This window comes from Kineococcus deserti, assembly GCF_050871945.1.
Classification (GTDB): domain Bacteria; phylum Actinomycetota; class Actinomycetes; order Actinomycetales; family Kineococcaceae; genus Kineococcus.
In genome coordinates this window covers 21,464-43,688 of the sequence record NZ_JBJLSI010000039.1, presented here as the reverse complement: position 1 = coordinate 43,688, position 22,225 = coordinate 21,464, and the positions used below count along the sequence as shown (strand labels likewise).

Genomic DNA, 22,225 nt, shown 5'->3' with positions numbered 1-22,225 from the left:
GAGGTGGACGAGCCCCTGCTGGAGGTGTCCACCGACAAGGTCGACACCGAGATCCCCTCCCCGATCGCCGGCACCCTGCTGGAGATCCTCGTCCCCGAGGACGAGACCGCCGAGGTCGGCGCCGACCTGGCCCGCATCGGCGACGCCTCCGAGCAGTCCGCTCCCACCCAGCAGTCGGCCCCGCCGGCGCAGGCCTCCGCACCGGCCGAGGAGTCCCTCGCCGACGAGGTGGCCGAGCGCGAGGCCGCCCGGTCCCAGGCCGAGTCCGCGACCCAGCCGTCGGCGGGCTCCCAGGCCGAGCCGGCCACCGCCCCCGCGCAGCAGGCCACCCAGGCCCCGGCTCCCGCCCAGCCGGCCCCGGCCCAGCCGGCCCCGGCGCAGCCCGAGGCGACCGGTGGCAGCACCTACGTCACCCCGCTGGTCCGCAAGCTGGCCAAGGACCTCGGCGTGGACCTGTCGTCGGTCACCGGCACCGGCGTCGGCGGCCGCATCCGCAAGCAGGACGTGCAGGAGGCCGCGGACCAGGCCAAGGCCGCCGCCGCCCAGCAGGCCGCCCCGGCGCCCGCCGCCGCGGAGGAGCCCGCCGCCAAGCCGTCCCCGACGGTGGAGGTCTCGCCCAAGCGCGGGACCACCGAGAAGATGTCGCGGCTGCGCAAGGTCATCGCCCAGCGGATGAAGGAGTCGCTGCAGAACTCCGCGCAGCTGACCACCGTCATCGAGGTCGACGTCACGAGGATCGCGCAGCTGCGGGCGCGGGCGAAGGACAACTTCGCCGCCACCGAGGGTGCGAAGCTGACGTTCCTGCCGTTCTTCGTGAAGGCCACGGTCGAGGCGCTCAAGCAGCACCCCTCGCTCAACGCCAGCATCGACGGCGAGAACATCGTCTACCACGGCAGCGAGAACATCTCGATGGCCGTCGACACCCCCAAGGGTCTGATCACCCCGGTGATCAAGGACGCCGGTGACCTCAACCTCGGTGGCCTGGCCCGCAAGATCGCCGACCTCGCGGCGCGCACCCGGGCCAGCAAGATCACCCCGGACGACCTGTCCGGCGGCACCTTCACCATCACCAACACCGGCAGCATCGGGGCCCTGTTCGACACCCCAATCCTCAACGCGCCGCAGGTGGCCATCCTCGGCACCGGTGCGATCGTCAAGCGGCCCGTCGTCCTGGTGGTCGACGGCCAGGAGACCATCGCGATCCGCTCGATGATGTACCTGGCGCTGTCCTACGACCACCAGATCGTCGACGGCGCCGACGCCGCGCGCTTCCTGCAGACCGTCAAGAAGCGCATCGAGGCCGGCGAGTTCGAGGGTGAACTCGGCCTCTGACCGGGCCCGTCGGAGCAGCCCCGTTCCCCTTGGGAGCGGGGCTGTTCCGCTTCCGCAACCAGCTTGGGAGTTTCGATGCGCATCGTCGTCAGCGGAGCCAGCGGTCTCATCGGCCGGCACCTCGTCGCGCACCTGCGCGGCGCCGGCCACGAGGTGCTCGTCCTCGTCCGCCGCTCCGAACGTGAACCCCACGAGATCAGCTGGGACCCCAGCACGGGTTCCCTCGACCCCGAACGGCTCGGGCGCCTGGACGCGGCCGTCAACCTCTCCGGCGCCGGGGTGGGCGACCGGCGCTGGAACGACGCCTACAAGGACGTCATCACCCGCTCGCGCACCGAGACGACCAGCACCCTGGTCGCCGCGCTGCTCGCCCTCGACGAACGCCCCGAGGTGCTCGTCAACGCCTCGGCCATCGGCGCCTACGGCGACGGCGGTGACACCGTCCTGACCGAGGACTCCCCGTGGGGGACCGACTTCCTCGCCGGGGTCGTGCAGGACTGGGAGGCCGCGACCGCCCCCGCGGCGGCCGGCGGGATCCGGGTCGCCCTGGCCCGCACCGGGTTGCTGGCCAACCCCACCGGCGGGGCCCTCGGGCAGTTGATGCCGTTGTTCCGCCTGGGCCTGGGCGGTTCGCTGGGCAGCGGCCGGCAGTGGTGGAGCCTCATCTCGATGCCCGACGAACTCGCCGCCCTGGAGTTCCTGCTCACCCGTCCCGTCTCGGGCCCGGTGAACCTCGTGTGCCGCGAACCCGCCACGAACCTGGCCGTGACGGCGGCGCTCGGCGAGGCCCTGCACCGGCCGGCGAGGCTGCGGGTTCCCGGGGTCGCCCTGAAAGTCGCCCTCGGGGAGTTCGCCGGGCAACCGTTGGGCAGCCAGCGGGTGGTCCCCCGGGTGCTCGAGGACGCCGGTTTCCAGTTCCGCCACCCCGACGTCACCGCCATCGCGAAGTGGCTCGCCACGGCCTGACCCGCTGCCGGCGGCGCAGGGCGGCCAGTCAGCCGACGGCGCTGATCCGCCACTCCCCCGCCACGCGCTGCAGCGTCAGCCGCGACGTCCTCGGCTCGCCCGCGGGGACGGTCGTGCGGGTCCCCGCCGCCGAGACGACGACGTGCTCGGCGGTCACGACGTCGGCCTCGAGGACCCAGCGCCCACCGTCCGAGTCCGTGCGTTCGAGTTCGCGCACCGCGCCGACGTGGAAGGCCAGCGCCTCGAACGACGACCCGGCCGCGGCGAGGTCGGCCAGCACCGCCTCGTCCGCGGCGCGGGCGGCCGAGCCGGCCACGTCGACGAGGTCGAGCGCCCCGCCCTGGCCGGCCGACAGGGCCCGGGCGCGGCGGTCGGCCAGTTCGGTGACCACCGCGAGCGGGTCCTCGCCGCGCAGCACCTGAGCCCCGGCCGGCTCGGCGGGGGCCGGCTCGGCGGGAGCGGGCTCGCCGGTTCCCTCCGGTGCCGGTGCGGCGACCGGTGCGGCGACGGGCGCGGCCTGCGCCGGTGCCGGTGCCGGATCGCCGGCCGCGCGCAGCGCCAGGACGACGGCCACCGCCGCGAGCACCGGCAGTGCTCCGACCGCGAGGAGGAGTCGTGGGAGGCGCCGCGGCGCGGGGGTCGGCCGCACCGGACCCCGCGCGCCGGCCGGCCGGCGGCGCGAGCGCTCGGCAGGCGCCGAAGCTCGGGCGCTCGCCGGTGGCGGCGCGACCGCCACCTCCTGAGCCCCCTGCCGCGAACCCGTCGTGGCAGCCGTCGTGGCAGCCGCGGACAGCTGGCGGGTCGCCCCCGGTGGTGGGGGCACCTCGGCTGCCGGGGATCCGTGCGGCGAGGGCCTGCCGGCGGGAAGGTGCAGCCCGCGGACCGGGCGAGGCCGGGCGGCCGCGCCCACCGCCGCGGCCAGCTCGCCCGGGGTGGGGCGCCGGGACGGCCTGCGGTGCAGGCCTTCCCGCAGCGCGGTCAGGACCGGGGCGCCGTTGCCGGCGGACAGGTCGCTGACGGCCCGGCGGTGCTCGACGCGGGCCCCCAGCACCCCGGCGGCCGTGGGCGGTGCGCCGGTCAGCGCGTACCAGGCCAGCGCCGCCAGCCCGTAGACGTCCGAGGCGGCGCTCACCCCGGCCCCGGCCAGCGCGGCCGGGTCGGCGAACCCGGGGGTGCCCAGGACGCTGCCGTGCGAGCGGCCGAGGGCGCGGGCCACGCCCAGGTCGGCCAGCAGCGGCTCGCCGCGGGCGTCGAGCAGCACGTTGCCCGGGGCGATGTCCCCGTGCACGACACCGGCGGCGTGCAGGTCCTCCAGCGCCGGGCCCAGGACGGCCAGCAGCCCGGAGACCTCCCCGGCGGACAGCCGCCGGCGCTGGGCCAGCAGACCCGCCAGCGAGCCGCCCGCGGCCAGGTCCAGGACCAGGACGGGCCGGCCGTCGGGATCGCCGGAGGTGTCCCGGGAGATGTCGTGCACCGCCACCACGCGCGGGTGCCGGACCCGGCGCAGCATCGACAGCTCGGCCAGCAGGTCGGTCGTGGCGTCGGGGGCGAGCACCTTCAGCGCGCGCTCGACCCCGTCGACCCCGGTGCCGGCCCACACCACGCTGGACCCACCGGACCCCAGCAGCCGGCCGACCTCGTACCCGTCCACGACCGGCGGGCGACGGCGCGGGTCGTCGCCCAGCGCGGACAGCGTGGCGCGCCGCCACTGCCGCAGCGGGCTCGGCACCCCGGCGGCCCCGGCGGCCCCGGAGAGCCCGGGGACGGGGCCGGTGATCGGATCGATGGTCGTCACCAGCACAGGGTGACGCAACGGCGGGAGCTGCCGCGCTCGTTGTCCACAGGGTCGATACGCTCAGGGGGTGACCGTTGGCAACACTCCCGATGACACCTCGCCCACCCCGCACGGAGCGGAGTCCCCGCACGCGTCGGCCTTGCGATCGGCGGCCGAGGTCGTCGTGGTCGGCGCCGGGGTGGCCGGCCTGGCCGCCGCCAAGCACCTCAGCGCGGCCGGCGTCGACGTCCTCGTCGTGGAGGCCGCGGACACCGTCGGCGGGCGCGTGCGGTCCGAGACGGTCGGGGGGTTCCGCGTCGACCGTGGTTTCCAGCTGCTGAACCCCGCCTACCCCGAGGTCGCCAAGGTCCTCGACCTCGAGGCCCTGGACCTGCAGCCCTTCGACGCGGGCCTGGCGGTGCACCGGGGCGGCCGGGTGAGCGCGCTGCGCGACCCGCGCCGGCACCCGACGGCGGTGCTGGAGGCCCTGCGGTTCCCGCTCGGGTCGGCCCGGGAGAAGGCGGCCGTCGCCCGCTGGGCGCTCAGGACGACCTCCGCCGGGGACCTCAAGGGCCCGGACTCGGGCTGGTCGGACGCCCTGGACGCGGCCGAGGTGCACGGTGAACTGCGCTGGTCGGTCGTCGAACCGTTCCTGGCCGGCGTCCTCGGCGAGGTCGACGGCACGACGTCGCGCCGGTTCGTGGACCTGCTGGTGCGCAGTTTCCTGCGCGGCACCCCCGGGCTGCCCGCCCGCGGCATGCAGGCCGTTCCCGACCAGCTCGCCGCGTCCCTGCCGGCGCGCAGCGTGGTCACGGGCACGAAGGTGCGGCACATCGGTTTCGCGCCGCGGTCGCTGGTGGTGGAGACCGTCGCGGGCGGTGTGAACTGCGAGGCGATCGTCGTGGCGACCGACGCGCACACCGCGGCCCACCTGGTGCCGGGGGTGAAGGCGCCGGACGCCCACGCGATCTCGACGATCTGGTACAGCACGACGACCTCGCCGGCCCCCTCCTCGCGGGCCAAGCTGCTGCACCTGGACGGTGACCGTTCCGGTCCGGTCGTGAACTCGGCCGTCATCTCCGCGGTCGCGCCCGGCTACGTCCCCGGTGGGCCGGGTTCGCTGGTCAGCGCCCAGCTGCTCGGGACCGACACCGGCACCGACGTCGACCGCCGGGTCCGCGAGCAGCTGGCCCGGGTGTACGGCGTGGACACCGCCGGGTGGGTCCGCGTGGCCGCGCACTCAATCCCGCACGCCCTGCCCGTCGTGGCCCCGCCGTTCGAGGGCCCGAAGTCCGTCGACGCCGGCGACGGGGTCTTCCTCGCCGGTGACCACCGGGAGAACTCCTCGCTGCAGGGCGCCCTGGTCTCCGGCCGCCGCGCCGCCGACGCCGTGCTGGGCAAGGCGTTCGGGCGCAACGGGTTCAAACGTGCCAGCTGAACGTCCCACCATCGTCGCCACCTCCGGCGGCTGGACCCGGCGCGAGCGCGGCGGCCTCGACTGGGCCGGCACGGCCCACCTGGCCGTGGAACTCGCCCGGGTTCCGGCGGGCCGCAGCCCGCGCATCACCTACCTGGGCACGGCCGGCGGGGACCAGCGGTCGTGGGCCGCGGAGGTCCACGCCGCCGGTGAGCGGGCGGGTTTCCGCACGACCGTGCTGGACCTGTTCCCGATGCCGAGCGTGGACGACCCGGCCCGTACCCTGCTGGAGTCCGACGTCGTGTGGGTCGGCGGCGGTTCGGTGGCGAACCTGCTCGCGGTCTGGCGCGTCCACCACCTGGACGAGGCGTTCCGCGCCGCGTGGGAGGCCGGCGTCGTGCTCGGCGGCGTGAGCGCGGGTTCGATCTGCTGGTTCACCGGTGGCACCACCGATTCCTTCGGCCTGGACCTGCGTCCGGTGACGAACGGACTCGGCCTGCTGCCGTACGGCAACGGCGTGCACTACGACTCCGAGGAACGCCGTCGGCCGCTGGTGCACGAACTCGTCGGCTCCGGGGTGCTGCCCGAGACGCACTGCAGCGACGACGGGGTCGGCCTGGTCTACCAGGACACCGAACTCGTCGAGGCCGTCACCGAGGTGGCCGGCAAAGGCGCCTACGTGGTGCACCGCGACGGCGACCGCCCGGGCGGGGACGTCGTCGAGACCCGCATCGAACCCCGCCGCCTCTGACGCCCACCGGAGGGGAACGCCCTCCTCGCCGGGCCCGCACAGCCGTGGTCCCACCGGAGCCTCGCCGCGCTGCCCGACGGTCCTTCCGCAGAACGCACAGGTCGGCCACAGCTGCGTCAGGGGCCGCGTGCGGTGGGAGGGCCGACAGTGCGGTGGTCAGCACTTGCGAGGAGGACGTCCGATGAACCGCAACTCCCCCACCCAGGAACCCGACCAGCCCCTCGAGGGAACCGTCGTGGCCTCCGGCCCCACGGGTTTCGCCGGTGGTCCGGCGGCCGGACGGCCGGCTTCCCCGCAGGCCGCCTGGACCCAGCAGTACTGGGCGCAGGCTCCGGCGGTGCAGCCGCCGGTGGCGGACGGCCGCCGCCGCAAGCGGTGGGTGCCCTTCGCCCTGGCCGGGGCCGGCGTGGTGCTGCTGCTCGGTGGCGGGGTGGGCGGGTACGCCGTCGGGCACGCCACCGCGGACGCCGGGACCGCCACCGGTCAGACCGGGCAACTCGTCCCGGGCACCGACGGGCAGTTCCCGGGACCGGACGGGTTCTCGGGTCAGCCCGGCACGCCGCCCGGCCTGGGCGGCGGCTCCGGTGGGCAGTCGGGCCAGCAGGGCGGCACCTCGGGTGACACGGATGCTTCCGCGGGTGGTACCGGCGCCACGACGGACGACGGCACGAGCACCTGACGTCGACGGGCCGGGATCCGGTTCCCGGCGGCCGGTTCCCACCGGTTGCCGCCGGTTCCCGCCGGGGCACGACGTACCCTGACGGCGTGACGCAGGTGCGCGAACTGGTGGTCGAGCGCGTGGGCCTGGGGACCACCCTGGTCGACTACCACGAGGCCTGGGAACTGCAGCGCCGCCGGCACGCCGAGGTCGTCGCGGGCGCGGCCCCCGACACCGTGCTGCTGCTGGAGCACGCGCCGGTCTACACCGCCGGCCGGCGCACGAACTCCTGGGAACGTCCCGACGACGGCACCCCGGTGGTGGACGTCGACCGCGGTGGCCGGATCACCTGGCACGGCCCGGGGCAGCTCGTCGGGTACCCGCTGGTGCGGCTGCGCGCCCCGCTCGACGTCGTCGGGTACGTGCGGCGGTTGGAGGACCTGCTCGTCGCCGTCGCCGCACGGTTCGGGGTGCAGGGGTACCGGGTTCCCGAGCGGACCGGGGTGTGGACCGCCGACGAACCCCTGCGACCGGGATGGCGGGCCGAGAACAAGCTCGCCGCGATCGGTGTGCGGGTCGCGAAGGGCGTCACCATGCACGGTTTCGCGCTGAACTGCGACACCGACCTGCGGGGTTTCAGCCACATCGTCCCCTGCGGCCTGCCCGACGCCGGCGCGACGTCGCTGAGCGCCCGCGCGGGCCGCCGGGTCTCCGTGACCGACGCCGCCGACGTCGTCGCCGACCTCCTGCCCGCCGCGGACCTGCCCGGCTGACCCCACCCGCGCCGGTCCCACGGCGCCGGGTGGGGCAGGTTCCGGACGCCCCTCAGGACAGCTGGGGCGCCACCTCGGCGGCGACGAGCTCGAGGTGCTCGAGGTCGGACAGGTCCAGCACCTGCAGGTAGAGACGCTCGACCCCGGCCTCGCGGTAGCGCCCGATCGCGTCGACGACCTCCGGGACGGTCCCGGCGATCCCGTTGCGCCGCAGCTCCTCCGCCTCCCGGCCGATCGCCGCGGCGCGGCGGGTGACCTCGGCCTCGTCCCGGCCGGCGCACAGCACCAGCGCCGAGGAGTACGTCAGCGACCGCGGATCCCGGCCCAGCGCCGAGCACGCCTCACGAACCCGGCCGAAGGCTCCCGCGGTGTCCTCGGCCGAGGCGAACGGCGCGTTGAACTCGTGCGCGTACCGGGCCGCGATCGCCGCCCCGCGCTTCTTGCCCGACCCGCCGACGACGACCGGCACGGGCGTCTGCACCGGCTTGGGCAGCGCCGGGGAGTCGACCAGCGTGTAGTGCTTGCCGCTGTGGTCGAACCGCTTCCCCGCCGGCGTCTCCCACAGGCCCGTGATGACGGCGAGCTGCTCCTCGAAGCGGTCGAAGCGCTCGGCCATCGGCGGGAACGGGATGCCGTAGGCGGTGTGCTCCTCCTCGTACCAGCCGGTGCCCAGACCGAACTCGACGCGGCCGCCGGACATCTCGTCGACCTGGGCGACCTGGATCGCCAGCACGCCGGGGTGGCGGAAGGTCGCCGAGGTCACCAGGGTGCCCAGCCGGATGGAGGTCGTGTCGCGGGCGAGCGCGGCGAGCGTCGTCCACGCGTCGGTCGGGCCGGGCAGTCCGTCCCCGCCCATCGTCAGGTAGTGGTCGGAGCGGAAGAACGCCGAGAAGCCGGCCTGTTCGGCGGTGACGGCCACCTTCCGCAACGTCTCGTAGCTGGCGCCCTGCTGGGGCTCGGTGAAGATGCGCAGATCCACACCCCGATCCTGCCGCGTCAGCACCCGGCCTCCTCTGGCAGGGTCGGAACGTGAGCACCACGCCTCTGCTGCCCAGCACCGTCCGCCGCCTCGAGCACCTGCTGGCCGCCGAGCAGTCCAGCGCCCGCCTGCCCTCCGTGGCGGCCGGCCTGGTGCGCGACGGTCAGCTGGTGTGGAGCGGGGGGTGCGGCACGACGGGCCTGGACGACGGCACCGCGGCCCAGGACGCGCAGTACCGCGTCGGCTCGATCTCCAAGACCTTCGTCGCGGCGGCCGTGCTCAGGGCCGCCGAGGACGGGCTGGTCGACCTCGCCGATCCCGTCGGCCGCTACCTGACCGAACTCGAGGACGGCGTCGGCCGGGTCACGGTCGCCCAGCTGCTCGGCCAGGCCGGCGGCGTGCAGGCCGAGACCGACGGCCCCTGGTGGGAACGCACCCCCGGCGGGGACTGGGACTCGCTGCGCCCGCTGCTGGGTGAGAGCGCGGTGCGGCACCGGCCGGGTCAGCGCTTCCACTACTCCAACGTCGGGTACGGCGTCCTGGGCGAACTGGTCGGCCGGCTGCGCGGCAGCGACTGGCGCGAGGTGGTGCGCAGCCAGTTCCTCGAACCCCTCGGCATGGGCCGCACCTCGATGCGCCCGCAGGCCCCCGCCGCCCGTGGTCTGGCCGTCCACCCGTGGGCCGACGTGGTGCTGCCCGAACCGGAGCACGACGCCGGCGCGATGGCCCCGGCCGGGCAGGTCTGGTCGACGGTGGCGGACCTGGCCCGCTGGGCCGCCGTCGTCGCGGGCACGTCGGACGTGCTGCAGCGCAGCAGCGTCGAGGCGATGTGGGAACCGCAGAGCGTCGACGACGCCCGCGGCGCGGCCTGGAGCGCCGGCTACGGGCTGGGTCTGCAGCTGTGGAACGCCGGTGGCCGCCGGTTCGCCGGGCACTCCGGCTCGATGCCCGGGTTCGTCGCGATGCTGCGCGTGGACGTCGAGACCGGCGACGGGGTCGTCGCCCTGACCAACTCCACCACCGGGTTCGGCGACCTGCCCACCCGGCTGCTGTCCACGTTCACCGACGCCGAACCGCACGCCCCGCGTCCCTGGGTGCCGCGCGAGGTGCCCGCCGACGTCCTCGAACTCGTCGGCCCCTGGTACTGGGGGCCGGCCCCCCTGCTCGTCCGCGCCACCGCCGAGGGGTTCGACCTGGCCGGCCTGAACGGCCGCGGCCGCGCCTCGCGGTTCGTGCGGGCCGGCGAGGACCTGTGGCGCGGGCTGGACAACTACTACGCGGGCGAGCTGCTGCGCCCGGTGCGCGACGCCGCCGGTGCGGTCTCGCACCTGGACCTGGCCAGCTTCCGGCTGACCCGCACCCCCTACGACCCCGACGCCGACGTCCCCGGCGGAGTGGACCCCCAGGGGTGGACGACGCGGGGCTGAGTGCCACGTAGGCTGGCCGCGTGACGATCGCACCCGAGGGACGGCGGATGCTGCGCATCGAGGCGCGCAACGCCGAGACGCCGATCGAGCGGAAGCCGTCGTGGATCCGCACCAAGGCCCGCACCGGACCGGACTACACCGAGCTCAAGGGCCTGGTGAAGTCCGGCGGACTGCACACCGTGTGCGAGGAGGCGGGCTGCCCCAACATCTACGAGTGCTGGGAGGACCGCGAGGCCACCTTCCTCATCGGCGGCTCGGAGTGCACCCGCCGCTGCGACTTCTGCCAGATCGACACCGGCAAGCCCTCGCCGCTGGACCGGGACGAACCGCGCCGGGTCGCCGAGAGCATCCGCACCATGGGGCTGCGCTACGCCACCATCACCGGCGTCGCGCGTGACGACCTCGCCGACGGCGGCGCCTGGCTGTACGCCGAGACGATCCGGCAGACCCACGCGCTCAACTCGGACGGCGACTTCCACACGGGTGTGGAGATCCTCGTCCCGGACTTCAACGGCCGCCCCGAGCTGCTGCAGCAGGTCTTCGACGCCGCGCCGGAGGTCTTCGCGCACAACGTCGAGACCGTTCCGCGCATCTTCAAGTCGATCCGCCCGGCCTTCCGCTACGAACGGTCGCTGGACGTGATCCGCCAGGGCCGTGACGCCGGGCTGGTCACCAAGTCCAACCTCATCCTGGGCATGGGCGAGACCGACGAGGAGGTCCTGGCCGCGCTGCAGGACCTGCACGACGCCGGCTGCGACATCATCACGATCACCCAGTACCTGCGGCCGACCCCGCGCCACCACCCCGTGGAACGGTGGGTGAAGCCCGAAGCCTTCGTCGACTTCTCCACCGCCGCCGAGGAGATCGGCTTCGCCGGGGTCATGGCCGGGCCGCTGGTCCGCTCCTCCTACCGCGCGGGCCGGTTGTGGGCGCAGGCCATGCGTCACCGCGGCGTGGCGATCCCCGAGCAGCTGGCCCACCTGGACAAGGAGTCCCCCGCCGCGCAGGAGGCCTCCAGCCTGCTCGCCCGCTGAACCGGCGGGAGCCTGTGCGGGCCTATCCTTGGCCCATGGCACGACGGGAGAAGGCCGGCGCGACAGCGGCGCCGAAGCCGAAGAAGCAGCGGTGGAAGCGCACGCGCCAGCTGAAGCAGGTCTACGACATGACCGTGCGGGTCGACCCGTCGGCCAAGTGGTGGCTGCTGCTGGCCCTCGTCGGCCCGATCGTGCTCGGTCTGGTCGTCGGTCTGCTCGTCGACCACCCGATCTACTTCACGATCCTGGGCGTGCTGGTCGGTGTGCTGGCCGGGATGTTCCTGCTCGGCCGCCGCGCCGAGCGCGCCGCGTACATGAACCTCGAGGGCCAGAAGGGCGCCGCCGGCGCGGCGCTGTCCTCGATCCGCCGCGGCTGGACCATCGAGCAGGAGCCGGTCGCGGCCGAGGCCCGCACCCAGGACATGGTCTTCCGCGGCATCGGCCGGGGCGGGATCGTCCTGGTCGGTGACGGTCCGCCCACCCGGGTGCGCAAGCTGCTCGAGGCCGAGCGTCGCAAGGTCGCCCGCGTCGCCCCGAACGTGCCCGTGCACGTGTTCACCGTCGGCGACGGCGGGTCGGAGAACGAGGTCCCGCTGCGCAAGCTCGCCTCCCGCGTGCAGAAGCTCAAGCCGCAGCTGACCAAGGCCGAGGTCGCCGCGGTGCACAAGCGCATCCGCGCCCTCGGCGGCATCCGCCCGCCGGTCCCGCAGGGCATCGACCCGATGCGCGCCCGCCCCGACCGTCGGGCCATGCGCGGCCGCTGAGGTAGGCGGCGACGTCCCGCTCCTGAACGCCGACGAGGTCCACGGCTGGATCGCACCCACGTGCGGACCAGCCGTGGGCCTCGTCGGCGTTCGGGAGCGGGACAGCTGGAGCCGCCCGCCCTCAGCGGAGAGGATCACCGCCGGACGACCACCACCTGGGCCGCCTTGTCGTGCAGGCCGCGGCGGTCGTGGTCGTAGACGACGGCGGGGATGACCAGGGTCAGCAGGATCGCGCGGGCCGCACCGAGGGCGAAGCCCACCGGACGGCCGTCGAGGCGGCGCACCGCGATGCCCGTGACGGCGTGGCCGATGCTCATGCCGATCGTGGACACCAGCAGCACGTGCATGAGGAAGAAGACCAGCAGCGGCCCCAGGTCGCGCCCCAGTCCGCTCAGGAAGGCGCGGGCCACGACGGTCGCGACGACCCAGTCGACGAGCAGGCCCAGGAAGCGCCGGCCCCAGCCGGCCACCGATCCCGGGCCCTCGCGCGGCAGGCCCAGGCGCACGCCGGCGGGCTGGTCGTCGGCGGAGGGCTTCGTCGGATCGGCCACGCGCCCAGGGTACGTGGGCCGACCGGGTGAGCCGACTCACCCGCCCCGTCGTCGACCGCACCCCCGGCACGTCGGTAAGGTGCCGGAAACGCGGCTGTTACACGCGCGAAACATCGTGCCCCTACGGTCAGCGCGTCCGCGGAGGCTCGACAACCGAGCCGAATCCGTTCCTGGAGGTTGGATGTTCAGCAACGCCCAAGAGGTCATCGACTTCATCGCGCGCGAAGACGTGAAGTTCGTCGACATCCGGTTCTGCGACCTGCCGGGTGTCATGCAGCACTTCACCGTCCCCGCGAGCACGGTGGACGTCGACGCCCTGTCCGAGGGCCAGATGTTCGACGGGTCCTCGATCCGCGGCTTCCAGGCCATCCACGAGTCGGACATGAAGCTCATCGCGGACCCGACGTCGGCCTTCCTGGACCCGTTCCGCAAGGAGAAGACCCTCGTCATCAACCACTCGATCGTGGACCCGTTCACGGACGAGGCGTACAGCCGTGACCCGCGCAACATCGCGGCCAAGGCCGAGGCGTACCTGAAGACGACCGGCATCGCCGACACCGTCTTCTTCGGCCCCGAGGCCGAGTTCTACATCTTCGACGACGTGCGGTTCGAGACGAACCAGCGCGAGTCGTACTACCACATCGACTCCATCGAGGCCGCGTGGAACACCGGCCGCAAGGAGGAGGGTGGCAACCTCGGGTACAAGACGCGCTACAAGGGTGGCTACTTCCCCGTCGCGCCGATCGACCACTTCTCGGACCTGCGTGACGAGATGGTCGTCGAACTCGAGAAGGCCGGCCTGCAGGTCGAGCGCGCGCACCACGAGGTGGGCACCGCCGGCCAGGCCGAGATCAACTACAAGTTCGACACGCTGAAGAACGCCGGCGACCAGCTGCTGCTCTTCAAGTACATCATCAAGAACGTGGCGCTGCGCAACGGTCACACCGTGACCTTCATGCCCAAGCCGCTGTTCGGTGACAACGGCTCGGGCATGCACTGCCACCAGTCGCTGTGGAAGGACGGCGAGCCGCTCTTCTACGACGAAAAGGGCTACGGCGGCCTGTCCGACCTCGCCCGCTGGTACATCGGCGGTCTGCTGCACCACGCCCCGTCGCTGCTGGCCTTCACCAACCCGACGGTGAACTCCTTCCACCGCCTGGTCCCCGGCTACGAGGCTCCGGTCAACCTGGTCTACTCGGCCCGCAACCGCTCGGCGTGCATCCGCATCCCGATCACCGGGAACTCGCCGAAGGCCAAGCGCATCGAGTTCCGCGTGCCGGACCCGTCGGCGAACCCGTACCTGGCCTTCGCGGCCCAGCTGATGGCGGGCCTGGACGGCATCAAGAACCGCATCGAGCCGGCCGACCCGGTCGACAAGGACCTCTACGAGCTCCCGCCCGAGGAGCACGCGAACATCAAGACGGTCCCGTACGACCTCGGTTCCGTGCTCGACGCCCTCGAGGCCGACCACGACTACCTCCTCGAGGGCGGCGTGTTCACCGCCGACCTCATCGAGACGTGGATCGACTACAAGCGCACCAACGAGATCGACCCGATCCGTCTGCGTCCGCACCCGCACGAGTTCGAGCTCTACTACGACATCTGATCGTCGGTAGTCCTCCGCCTCACGGCAGCACCAGAGCCGCCGCCCGCCCCGCGGGCGGCGGCTCTGGTGCGTTCTGACGTGCGCTCTACACGCCGGTTCCCGCCACGCAGCGCAGCACCCCGGCCACCGGTGGCCAGACCTCGGCCAGCAGCAACCCCAGCACGTAGCTCTTCGCGACCATCTCCGGCCGCGACGCGGCGCCGAGCTTGGCCCGCAACGACACCACGTACGAACTGACCGTGTGCGGGCTCAGGTGCAGTTCGGAGGCGATCGCGTGGTCCCCCGCCCCCCGCGCCACCAGCGTCAGCACCGCCACCTCCCGGTCCGTCAGGTGCTCTCGCGCGCAACACGTCCGGTCCGACCGCACTCGTGCAGCACCAGCCATCCCCCCACCCCCTCGGCGACTTCCGGGCCGGTCCTTCACGACGCGCCCGATGCACACGGATGATGCTCGCCACCACCCCTGCTCGGCCCCGAAATCCGGTGGATTCGTGGGGATGTGTCAGTGCTGCGCCAGCGGCAGGCTGAACCTGCAGGGTTCCGGTGCCGTCAGCACGCCGCGGCCGGCGGACCGGAGCACGGGAGGGTGGCACCGACCTGGTTCCGCCCGGAGGGGAACGGGGCAGCGGAGTGCGTCCACAGCAGCGTCAGCAGGTCGTCGTCGCCGGTGCCGGAGTCGCGGGGGCGACCGCGGCCCTCGCGCTGGGCGACCAGGGTCACGACGTCGTCGTCGTCGAACGCGACGAGGGCCGGCCTCCCGAGCGGTCGGCGGACGTGGACGCCTGGCGGCGACGGGGGGTTCCGCACTTCCACCAGCCGCACGCCTTCCAGGCCCGCATGTTCGCCGAACTCGACGCGGGCCTGCCCGACGTCGCACGCCGGCTGGACGAGGCTGGCGCCGTCCCGGTGCCCCTGGGCCCGACGGCCCGGAGCGCGTGGCTGCGGCGCAGCCTCCTGGAGCGGGTCCTGCACGGGGCCCTCGCCGACCACCCGGCGATCCGGACGGTGAGCGCCGGGGTCCGCGGGCTGGACGCGGCCGGTGGCCGGGTCCGCGCGGTACGGCTGACCGACGGCGGGTCGCTGCCGGCCGACCTCGTCGTGGACGCCACCGGACGCCGGGGCCGGCTCGGCGTCGACGTCGGGGGTTCCCCGGAGGTCTGGGACGAGCCCTGCGACGAGGTCTACACCTCCCGCCGCTACCGGCTGCACCCCGGCGCCGAGCCCGGCACCGTCAACCGCGCGGTGGTCTCGGTCTCCGAGGGAGACGGCTACACCCTCCTGGTGTTCCCGCACGACCACGGCTACTTCACGATCACCTTCACCCGGCTGCCCGAGGACGACGGCCTCGCCCGGCTGCGCGAGGAACCGCTGTTCGAGCGGGCCGTCGCGGCCGTCCCGCTGGCCGCCCAGTGGGCCGATCCGGCGCGCTCGGCCCCGGTCTCGGAGGTCCTGGTCATGGCCGGCCTGCGCAACCGGTTCTCCCGCGGAACGACGGGGGTTCCGCTCGGGGTGCACGCCGTCGGCGACTCCGTCTGCACCACCAACCCGCACTTCGGCCGCGGTTCGTCCCTGGCCGTCGCCTCGGCGTTGCGCCTGGCCACGGCCGTGGCCGACTCCCCCGGCGATCCGCAGTCGTGGCGCGCCCAGCACGACGCGTGGCGGGACGGCGAACTGCGGGGCTGGTTCGACGACACCTGCACGCTGGACCGGGAGCGGTCGGCGGTGTGGCGGGCGGCGCTGCACCACGCCCCCGTCCCGGCCTCACCGGCGGGGACCGTGACGCGCTCGGACGTCCTGGCCGCCGCGGGCAGGGACCCGGTGATCGGACGGGCGGTCGGGCAGCACATGAACCTGCTGTCGGCCCCGGAGTCGATCGAGGCCCTGGTCCCGCGGGTGCTGCGGCTGCGGACGGCGCCGCCGGTGGGAGCGCCCGCGGGGCCACCCACCGGTCACCGCCCACCCGTCGTCCCGCCCGCGCCCCCGCGCGACGCCCTCCTGGAAGCCGTCCTGGCCTCCCCGCTGGCGGTCACGGGCTGAGTCGGGGCTGAGTCGGGGCTGAGTCGGGGCTGGGTCCAGGGCGCCTACAACTGCACGCCTCGGGTCAGCGCCCCGTCGACCACGAGGTTGGTGCCGGTGACGAAGCTCGCGGCCGGGCTGGCCAGGAACACGACGGGCCGGGCGATCTCCTCGGGGGTCGCCATCCGGCCCGTCGGGTTCAGCGCCAGCGCCTCGGCGAAGAAGTCCGGGTCGTTGCGCTCGGTCAGCTCCCACACCCCGCCGGGGAAGTAGGTGTTCCCCGGCGAGACCGTGTTCGCCCGGATGCCCTCGGCCGCCAGCTGGAACGCCAGCCCCTGCGTGTAGGCGACCAGGGCCGCCTTCACCGTCCCGTACGGCCCGGCGAACGCGTCGACCTCTCGCCCCGACACGCTGCCGATCGTCACGATCGCCCCGCCTCCGCCCCGGCGCAGGTGCGGCAACGCCGCGTCGACCAGCGACACCGTCCCCATGAGGTCGACGTCGAGCGACAACCGCCACGACTCGACGTCGTTCGCGGCGGCGATGGCGCTGACGTTGGCGACGACGACGTCGATGCCGCCGAGTTCGGCGGCCGCCTCCTCGACCCAGGCGCTCACCTCGTCGCGGTGGGCGACGTCGACGACGGCACCGGTGAGGGTTCCCGGACCGTTCGCCGTCGCGACGGCCACCTCGACGTCGGCCGCCGTCCGCGCGCACATCGCCACGTCGGCGCCCTCGGCGAGGAACTCGGCGACGATGGCCGCCCCGATCCCCCGGGTTCCCCCGGTGACCAGGACCTTGGCGCCCTCCAGCTGCAGGTCCACTCAGGCCTCCTCTCAGCGCGTCAGCGCGCGCATCCGCTCGTGCACGCCGCCGTACGCCGCGACCGTGGTCGGGAGCAGGCGTTTGGGGATCTTCGTCGCCACGCTGTAGTTCACGTCGACGGCGTTGGCCAGCGGCACCTCGCTGATCTGCGAGAGGAGCTGGTAGGCGTCGAGGGTGTCCAGCCCGGTGAGCTCCCCGAGCCACGCGACGGCCTCGACCTGACCGACGCGCCAGGCGTCCTCCAGCGGCCGGGCCGATCCCACGACCGTCCAGTGCGCGTCGCTCTCCAGCCGCGGCCAGGCCGGCGCGACCACACCGGAGCGCGCCTTCAGCAGCTCGACCACGACGAGGGAGTTCACGGCCCCCTCGACGGCCGTTCCGCAGGACTCCCCCTCGCCCTGGCGGTAGTGCCCGTCGCCCAGGGAGAACAGCGCCCCCTCGACGTTGACGCGCAGGTACACCGTCGTGCCGGGCCCCAGTTCAGGGGTGTCCATGTTGCCGCCGAAGGAGTCCGGGACGAGCGAGGAGCGCACCTCCCCGGCGGCCGGGGCGACCCCCACCGTGCCCAGCATGGGCTCGATCGGCAGCGGCAGCGAGAACTCCCCGGAGGCGAACGTCACCGTCCGCGCTGCGGAGTCGACCTCGTAGATCCAGGTGCGTTCGGGCAGCGGCGGCTGCAGCGTCGCGGTGCGGTCGGTGGAGGTGAGGCCACCGAAGTACGGGATGAGCGCCGAGGCACCCCAGCTGCGGGCCGGTTCGACGTCGACGACGTGCAGCACCAGGGTGTCGCCGGGTTCGGCGCCCTCGACGAAGAACGGCCCCGTCTGCGGGTTGACGTACGGCATCTGCAACGACGCGCTCGCCAGGTCGGTCACCGAGCGCAGCCGGCCGCAGAACGCGTCGTCGCTCCACAACCGCAGCGCGGTGCCCGGCCGCACCCGCGCGACGGGGGCGACCCCGCCGAACGTCCAGGCGTACTGCTCGGGCGTCGGTGTGAACTCGACGACCTCGACACTCGGCTCCAGGGTGCGCACGGTCCTCCTGCGGTGGTGGGTGCTGATCTTGTACCGCACGCACCCGGCCCCGGGGAAGGGTGGGGCGGGCGTTAGCGTGGGCCCACCCTGGACGACGACGAGGATCGGGCCGGGACCGAGGAGAGGCGAGGACGATGGTCGACACGCACGGTCAGCCCCTGAAGCTGGGGTACAAGGCCTCCGCCGAGCAGTTCGCCCCCACCCAGCTGGCCGACTTCGCCGTGCAGGCCGAGGACCAGGGCCTGGACTCGGTCTGGATCTCCGACCACTTCCAGCCCTGGCGCCACGTCGACGGTCACGCCCCCTCCGCGCTGGTCTGGCTGCCCTGGGTCGCGGCCAGGACCTCCCGCGTCCAGCTGGGCACCAGCGTCCTGACCCCCACCCTGCGCTACAACCCCGCCGTCATCGCCCAGGCCTTCGCCACCCTGGGCTGCCTGGCCCCGGGCCGGGCGATCCTGGGCATCGGTACCGGTGAGGCCCTCAACGAGCACGCCGTGGGCGTGGACTTCCCCGAGACCAGGGAACGCTTCGCCCGGCTGCGCGAGGCCGTCCGGCTCATCAAGGAGCTGTGGACCGAGGAGCGCGTCACCTTCGAGGGCGAGTACTACCGGCTGCACGACGCCACCGTCTACGACCGCCCCGCCCAGCAGGTCCCGATCTACATCGCCGGCGGCGGGCCGGGGGTCACCAAGTACGCCGGCCGCGCCGGGGACGGCTACATCTGCACCTCCGGCAAGGGCATGGACCTGTACTCCGAAACCCTGCTGCCCGCGCTGAAGGAGGGCCTGGAGGCGTCCGGTCGCACCGAGGCGCAGATCGACCGGACCATCGAGATCAAGCTGTCCTTCGACGAGGACCCGGCCCAGGCGCTGGAGAACACCCGGTTCTGGGCGCCGCTGTCCCTGACGCCGGAGCAGAAGGCGCAGGTCCACGACCCGGTCGAGATGGCCCGGCTGGCCGACGAACTGCCCATCGAGCAGGTCGCCAAGCGCTGGATCGTCTCCAGCGATCCCACCGACGTCGCCGCCAGGGTGCAGGAGTACGTCGACGCAGGCTTCACCCACCTGGTGTTCCACGCCCCCGGTCAGGACCAGTCGCGGTTCCTGTCCCAGTTCACCGCCGACGTGGTGCCGCTGCTGCGTCCCTGACGCTGCCCCCGACGCCGTCCCCGACGGTTCAGGACCCCGTGCGGCCGTAGAACACCCGCTCCACGACGGCGCGGCAACGGCGCGTCGTGCGCAGGTACATCTCCTCGAACTCGCGGGAACGGCCCGGTTCGAACCCGAACATGCGGGCCACCCCGTCCAGGTCGCGGGCCTGGGTGGGCAGGGAGTCCCCGGACTTCCCGCGCCACAACGCCACGGCGTTGCGGGCCCGGGAGGCCAGGTCCCAGGCGGTGAGCAGGACGTCCGCGTCGTCGCCGGACAGCAGTCCCGCGGCGGCCGCGGCGCGCAGCGCACCCGGCGTCGACACCGTCCGCAGGCCCTCGTGGGTGGCGGCGTGCTGCAGCTGCAGCAGCTGGGCGGTCCACTCCACGTCCGAGATGGCGCCCCGACCGAGCTTGAGGTGCCGGGAGGGGTCGGCGCCGCGGGGCAGTCGTTCGGCCTCGACGCGGGCCTTGATGCGGCGGACCTCGCGCACGTCGGCCTCGGACAGGCCACCGGCCGGCCAGCGCAGCGGGTCGACCAGTTCGAGGAACTGCTCACCGAGGTCGGCGTCCCCGGCCACCGGCCGGGCCCGCAGCAGCGCCTGCGCCTCCCAGGACAGCGACCACCGCTCGTAGTAGGCGCGGTAGCTGGACAGCGAGCGCACCAGCGGGCCGTTGCGGCCCTCCGGGCGCAGGTCCGCGTCGACCTCCAGGGCCGGTTCGGGACCGGGCGCGCCGAGTCGGCGGCGCAGTTCGGCGACGACGTCGGTGGCCGCCCGCTGGGCCCGGTTCTCGTCCGCGCCGGGCAGCGGGTCGTGCACGAACAGCACGTCGGCGTCGCTGCCGTAGCCGGTCTCCCCCGCCCCCAGCCGGCCCATGCCCACGACGAGCAGCCGGGTGGGCAGCGGTTCGCCCGAGCGGCGCTCGACCTCGCGCACGCTCAGGCCCAGCGCGACCTCCAGGACGGCCTGGTCGGCGTCGGCCAGCGCCCGGCCCACCCCGGCGAGGTCGCGCACCCCGACGAGGTCGGCGACGACGGTGCGGAACTGCTCGCGACGCCGCACACCGCGCGCGGCCAGGACCGCGGCGCCGACCTCCTCGCGCCGGCCGGCGGCGGCCGCGGCGTCGGCGATGACCTCGTGGACGTCCTCGGGGGCCAGGCGCTCGTCGTCGGCGAACACCGAGACGGCCTCGGGTGAGCGCATGAGCAGTTCGACCGGCATCCGCGCCGCCGACAGCACGTAGGCGAGCCGTTCGGCCGCGGCCCCGGCGTCGCGCAGCATCGTCAGGTACCACTGGGTCCCGGCCAGCGCCTCGGACACCCGCCGGAAGGCGAGCAGCCCCGCGTCGGGATCGGCGCCGTCGGCGAACCAGGCGAGCAGGACCGGCAGCAGCGTGCGCTGGATGCTGGCGCGGCGGCTGACCCCGCCCGTGAGCGCCTCGAGGTGGCGCAGGGCACCGGCGGGGTCGCTGTAGCCCAGCGCGGCGAGGCGTTCGCGGGCCGCCTCGGGCGACAGGTGCGCGTCGATGCGGGCGTCGGCGGCCGGGAGCTTGGCGACGGCGGTCAGCAACGGCCGGTAGAACAACTTCTCGTGCAGCCGCCGCACGTCGCGGCGGGTGCCGCGCCAGACGTCCTCGAGGGCCTGCACCGGATCCGGTCGCAACCCCAGCGAGCGGCCGAGCCGGCGCAGGTCGGACTCGGCGACCGGCATGACGTGGGTGCGCCGCAGCCGGTGGACCTGGATGCGGTGCTCCAGGGAACGCAGCAACCGGTAGTCGCGGTCCAGTTCCCCGGCGTCGTGCCGGCCGACGTACCCGTACGCCGCCAGGGAGTCCAGCGCCTCGAGGGTGTTCGCGCTGCGCCGCAACCGTTCGTCGCTGCGGCCGTGGACCATCTGCAGCAACTGGATGCTGAACTCGACGTCGCGCAGGCCCCCGACCCCGAGCTTGAGCTGACGGTCGGCCTCCTTGGAGGGGATGAGCGACTCGACCCGGCGGCGCATGCCCTGCACCTCGCCGACGAAACCCTCGCGTTCGCTGGCGCTCCAGACCATGGGCGCGATCGAGCGCAGGTAGTCCCAGCCGAGTTCGGCGTCGCCGGCGACGGGCCGGGCCTTCAGCAGGGCCTGGAACTCCCACGTCTTGGCCCAGCGGCGGTAGTACTCCAGGTGGCTGGCCAGGGTGCGGACCAGCGGCCCCGACTTGCCCTCGGGGCGCAGGGCCGCGTCGACCTCCCACAGCGACCCCTCACCGGTGGGGGCCGAGCAGATGCGCTGCAGGCCGGCGGCCAGCTTGGTGCCCACGGCCAGCGCGTCGTCCTCGGCGGCGCCGGCGGTCGGTTCGGCGACGTAGACGACGTCGACGTCGGACAGGTAGTTCAGTTCGCGGCCGCCGGTCTTGCCCATCCCGATGACCGCGAGCCGGCACGCGCGCCAGGACCCGGGCCCGTCGGCGGGGTCGTGGCCGGGCAGTTCGGACCGGGCGATCGCCAGCGCGGCCTCCAGGGCCGCTGCGGCCAGGTCGGCGAGTTCGGCCGAGGTGACGTGCAGGACGCTCAACGGGTCGGCCGAGGCCAGGTCGCGTCCGGCAAGCCCGAGCAGGCGGCGGCGGTAGGTCACCCGCAGGGCGTCGGTGGGGGTCCGGCCGGAGCGTCCGGTCGTCGCGACGGGGACGGGAGCCCCGGGGTCGGCGCCGACCGCGGCGAGGAACTCCGTGCGCAGCTCGGCCGGGTCCGGTGGGACCGCCGACACGAGCACCGTCCAGTGCCGCGGGTGACGGCACAGGTGGTCGGCCAGCGCCATCGACCCGCCGAGCACCGCCAGCAGCCGGGCCCGGGTGCCGACGACGGCGGGAACGTCGCCGGCGCGCAGCAGGTTCAGCGCGGCCGCCTCGCCCTCGACGTCGCCGGGGGGCGAGTCGCGGTCGCTGCCGGCCGTGAGGGCCTCGGCCCAGCGCACCAGCCCGAGCAGGGCCTGGTCGGGGTCGGCGGTGCGGCCCAGGGCGCGGATGAGGTCGGCGGTGCCGTCGCCGAACTCCAGCTCACCCTCGGCGCGCACGACCCCGGCCAGCGCCGGGTCCCGCAGCAGCCGCAGCGCCCGGTCCGGGTCGGCGAAACCGGCCCGGACCAGTTGCGCGGCGGCGGACGAGCGCCGGCCCGGAGTCGTGGTCACC

At 74.2% G+C, this 22,225-nt stretch carries 19 protein-coding genes; 12 read left to right on the top strand and 7 right to left on the bottom strand.

Going from position 1 to position 22,225, the window contains the following annotated elements:
* On the top strand, nt 1-1,332 hold a 1,332-nt coding region (gene sucB / locus ACRYR2_RS21920), incomplete at its 5' end, for a 2-oxoglutarate dehydrogenase, E2 component, dihydrolipoamide succinyltransferase (protein ID WP_432565014.1).
* A 75-nt stretch (nt 1,333-1,407) separates the two neighbouring features.
* Nucleotides 1,408-2,298: a TIGR01777 family oxidoreductase gene (locus ACRYR2_RS21915; RefSeq protein ID WP_432565013.1), complete on the top strand. Its 891-nt coding sequence runs from the start codon at nt 1,408-1,410 to the stop codon at nt 2,296-2,298.
* Nucleotides 2,299-2,326: 28 nt separating this feature from the next.
* On the opposite strand, the gene ACRYR2_RS21910 is transcribed toward ACRYR2_RS21915, so the two are convergent.
* Nucleotides 2,327-4,093 carry a protein kinase domain-containing protein gene (locus ACRYR2_RS21910; RefSeq protein WP_432565012.1) on the bottom strand — a complete coding sequence of 589 codons (1,767 nt, stop codon included), beginning with the start codon at nt 4,091-4,093 and terminating at the stop codon, nt 2,327-2,329.
* A 67-nt stretch (nt 4,094-4,160) separates the two neighbouring features.
* Here ACRYR2_RS21910 and ACRYR2_RS21905 point away from each other — a divergent pair, with 67 nt between their 5' ends.
* The 4 genes from ACRYR2_RS21905 to lipB all read left to right on the top strand — a co-directional run bounded on the left by ACRYR2_RS21905 (nt 4,161) and on the right by lipB (nt 7,671).
* The gene (locus tag ACRYR2_RS21905; RefSeq protein WP_432565011.1) at nt 4,161-5,510 is read left to right on the top strand and encodes an NAD(P)/FAD-dependent oxidoreductase; all 1,350 of its coding nucleotides are present in this window, start codon (nt 4,161-4,163) and stop codon (nt 5,508-5,510) included.
* Entirely contained in the window at nt 5,500-6,240 is a 741-nt protein-coding gene (locus ACRYR2_RS21900) for a Type 1 glutamine amidotransferase-like domain-containing protein (RefSeq protein WP_432565010.1), read from the top strand. The genes ACRYR2_RS21905 and ACRYR2_RS21900 overlap by 11 nt, the downstream gene beginning before the upstream one ends.
* 181 nt (nt 6,241-6,421) lie before the next feature.
* Entirely contained in the window at nt 6,422-6,919 is a 498-nt protein-coding gene (locus ACRYR2_RS21895) for a hypothetical protein (protein ID WP_432565009.1), read from the top strand.
* Nucleotides 6,920-7,014: 95 nt separating this feature from the next.
* Nucleotides 7,015-7,671 (top strand): lipoyl(octanoyl) transferase LipB, encoded by a 657-nt coding sequence (gene lipB / locus ACRYR2_RS21890; RefSeq protein ID WP_432565015.1) that lies wholly within the window; start codon nt 7,015-7,017, stop codon nt 7,669-7,671.
* Between the two features lie 52 nt (nt 7,672-7,723).
* Here the strand turns inward: lipB and ACRYR2_RS21885 are convergent, their stop codons facing one another.
* Entirely contained in the window at nt 7,724-8,650 is a 927-nt protein-coding gene (locus ACRYR2_RS21885; RefSeq protein WP_432565008.1) for an LLM class F420-dependent oxidoreductase, read from the bottom strand.
* Nucleotides 8,651-8,700: 50 nt separating this feature from the next.
* On the opposite strand from ACRYR2_RS21885, the gene ACRYR2_RS21880 reads away from it, so the two are divergent.
* The 3 genes from ACRYR2_RS21880 to ACRYR2_RS21870 are packed head-to-tail and all read left to right on the top strand — an operon-like array spanning nt 8,701 to nt 11,875.
* On the top strand, nt 8,701-10,077 hold the full coding sequence (locus ACRYR2_RS21880) for a serine hydrolase domain-containing protein (protein WP_432565007.1): 1,377 nt from the start codon (nt 8,701-8,703) through the stop codon (nt 10,075-10,077).
* 20 nt (nt 10,078-10,097) lie between these two features.
* Nucleotides 10,098-11,111 carry a lipoyl synthase gene (gene lipA, locus ACRYR2_RS21875; protein ID WP_432565006.1) on the top strand — a complete coding sequence of 338 codons (1,014 nt, stop codon included), beginning with the start codon at nt 10,098-10,100 and terminating at the stop codon, nt 11,109-11,111.
* Between the two features lie 35 nt (nt 11,112-11,146).
* Nucleotides 11,147-11,875 (top strand): DUF4191 domain-containing protein, encoded by a 729-nt coding sequence (locus tag ACRYR2_RS21870; protein ID WP_432565005.1) that lies wholly within the window; start codon nt 11,147-11,149, stop codon nt 11,873-11,875.
* Nucleotides 11,876-12,009: 134 nt separating this feature from the next.
* Here ACRYR2_RS21870 and ACRYR2_RS21865 read toward each other — a convergent pair whose 3' ends face one another.
* Entirely contained in the window at nt 12,010-12,426 is a 417-nt protein-coding gene (locus tag ACRYR2_RS21865; protein WP_432565004.1) for an RDD family protein, read from the bottom strand.
* Between the two features lie 181 nt (nt 12,427-12,607).
* Here ACRYR2_RS21865 and glnA point away from each other — a divergent pair, with 181 nt between their 5' ends.
* Nucleotides 12,608-14,032 carry a type I glutamate--ammonia ligase gene (glnA, locus tag ACRYR2_RS21860; protein ID WP_432565003.1) on the top strand — a complete coding sequence of 475 codons (1,425 nt, stop codon included), beginning with the start codon at nt 12,608-12,610 and terminating at the stop codon, nt 14,030-14,032.
* Nucleotides 14,033-14,117: 85 nt separating this feature from the next.
* On the opposite strand, the gene ACRYR2_RS21855 is transcribed toward glnA, so the two are convergent.
* Nucleotides 14,118-14,417: a response regulator transcription factor gene (locus ACRYR2_RS21855; protein WP_432565002.1), complete on the bottom strand. Its 300-nt coding sequence runs from the start codon at nt 14,415-14,417 to the stop codon at nt 14,118-14,120.
* A gap of 245 nt (nt 14,418-14,662) precedes the next feature.
* On the opposite strand from ACRYR2_RS21855, the gene ACRYR2_RS21850 reads away from it, so the two are divergent.
* Nucleotides 14,663-16,069 carry an NAD(P)/FAD-dependent oxidoreductase gene (locus tag ACRYR2_RS21850; protein WP_432565001.1) on the top strand — a complete coding sequence of 469 codons (1,407 nt, stop codon included), beginning with the start codon at nt 14,663-14,665 and terminating at the stop codon, nt 16,067-16,069.
* 44 nt (nt 16,070-16,113) lie between these two features.
* Here ACRYR2_RS21850 and ACRYR2_RS21845 read toward each other — a convergent pair whose 3' ends face one another.
* Nucleotides 16,114-16,872 carry an SDR family NAD(P)-dependent oxidoreductase gene (locus ACRYR2_RS21845; RefSeq protein WP_432565000.1) on the bottom strand — a complete coding sequence of 253 codons (759 nt, stop codon included), beginning with the start codon at nt 16,870-16,872 and terminating at the stop codon, nt 16,114-16,116.
* Nucleotides 16,873-16,884: 12 nt separating this feature from the next.
* The gene (locus ACRYR2_RS21840; protein WP_432564999.1) at nt 16,885-17,907 is read right to left on the bottom strand and encodes an acetamidase/formamidase family protein; all 1,023 of its coding nucleotides are present in this window, start codon (nt 17,905-17,907) and stop codon (nt 16,885-16,887) included.
* A gap of 134 nt (nt 17,908-18,041) precedes the next feature.
* On the opposite strand from ACRYR2_RS21840, the gene fgd reads away from it, so the two are divergent.
* Nucleotides 18,042-19,055: a glucose-6-phosphate dehydrogenase (coenzyme-F420) gene (fgd, locus tag ACRYR2_RS21835; protein ID WP_432564998.1), complete on the top strand. Its 1,014-nt coding sequence runs from the start codon at nt 18,042-18,044 to the stop codon at nt 19,053-19,055.
* 28 nt (nt 19,056-19,083) lie between these two features.
* Here the strand turns inward: fgd and ACRYR2_RS21830 are convergent, their stop codons facing one another.
* Nucleotides 19,084-22,224, bottom strand: coding sequence for a bifunctional [glutamine synthetase] adenylyltransferase/[glutamine synthetase]-adenylyl-L-tyrosine phosphorylase (locus ACRYR2_RS21830; RefSeq protein WP_432564997.1), 3,141 nt, complete (start codon nt 22,222-22,224; stop codon nt 19,084-19,086).
* Nucleotide 22,225: the final 1 nt, after the last annotated feature.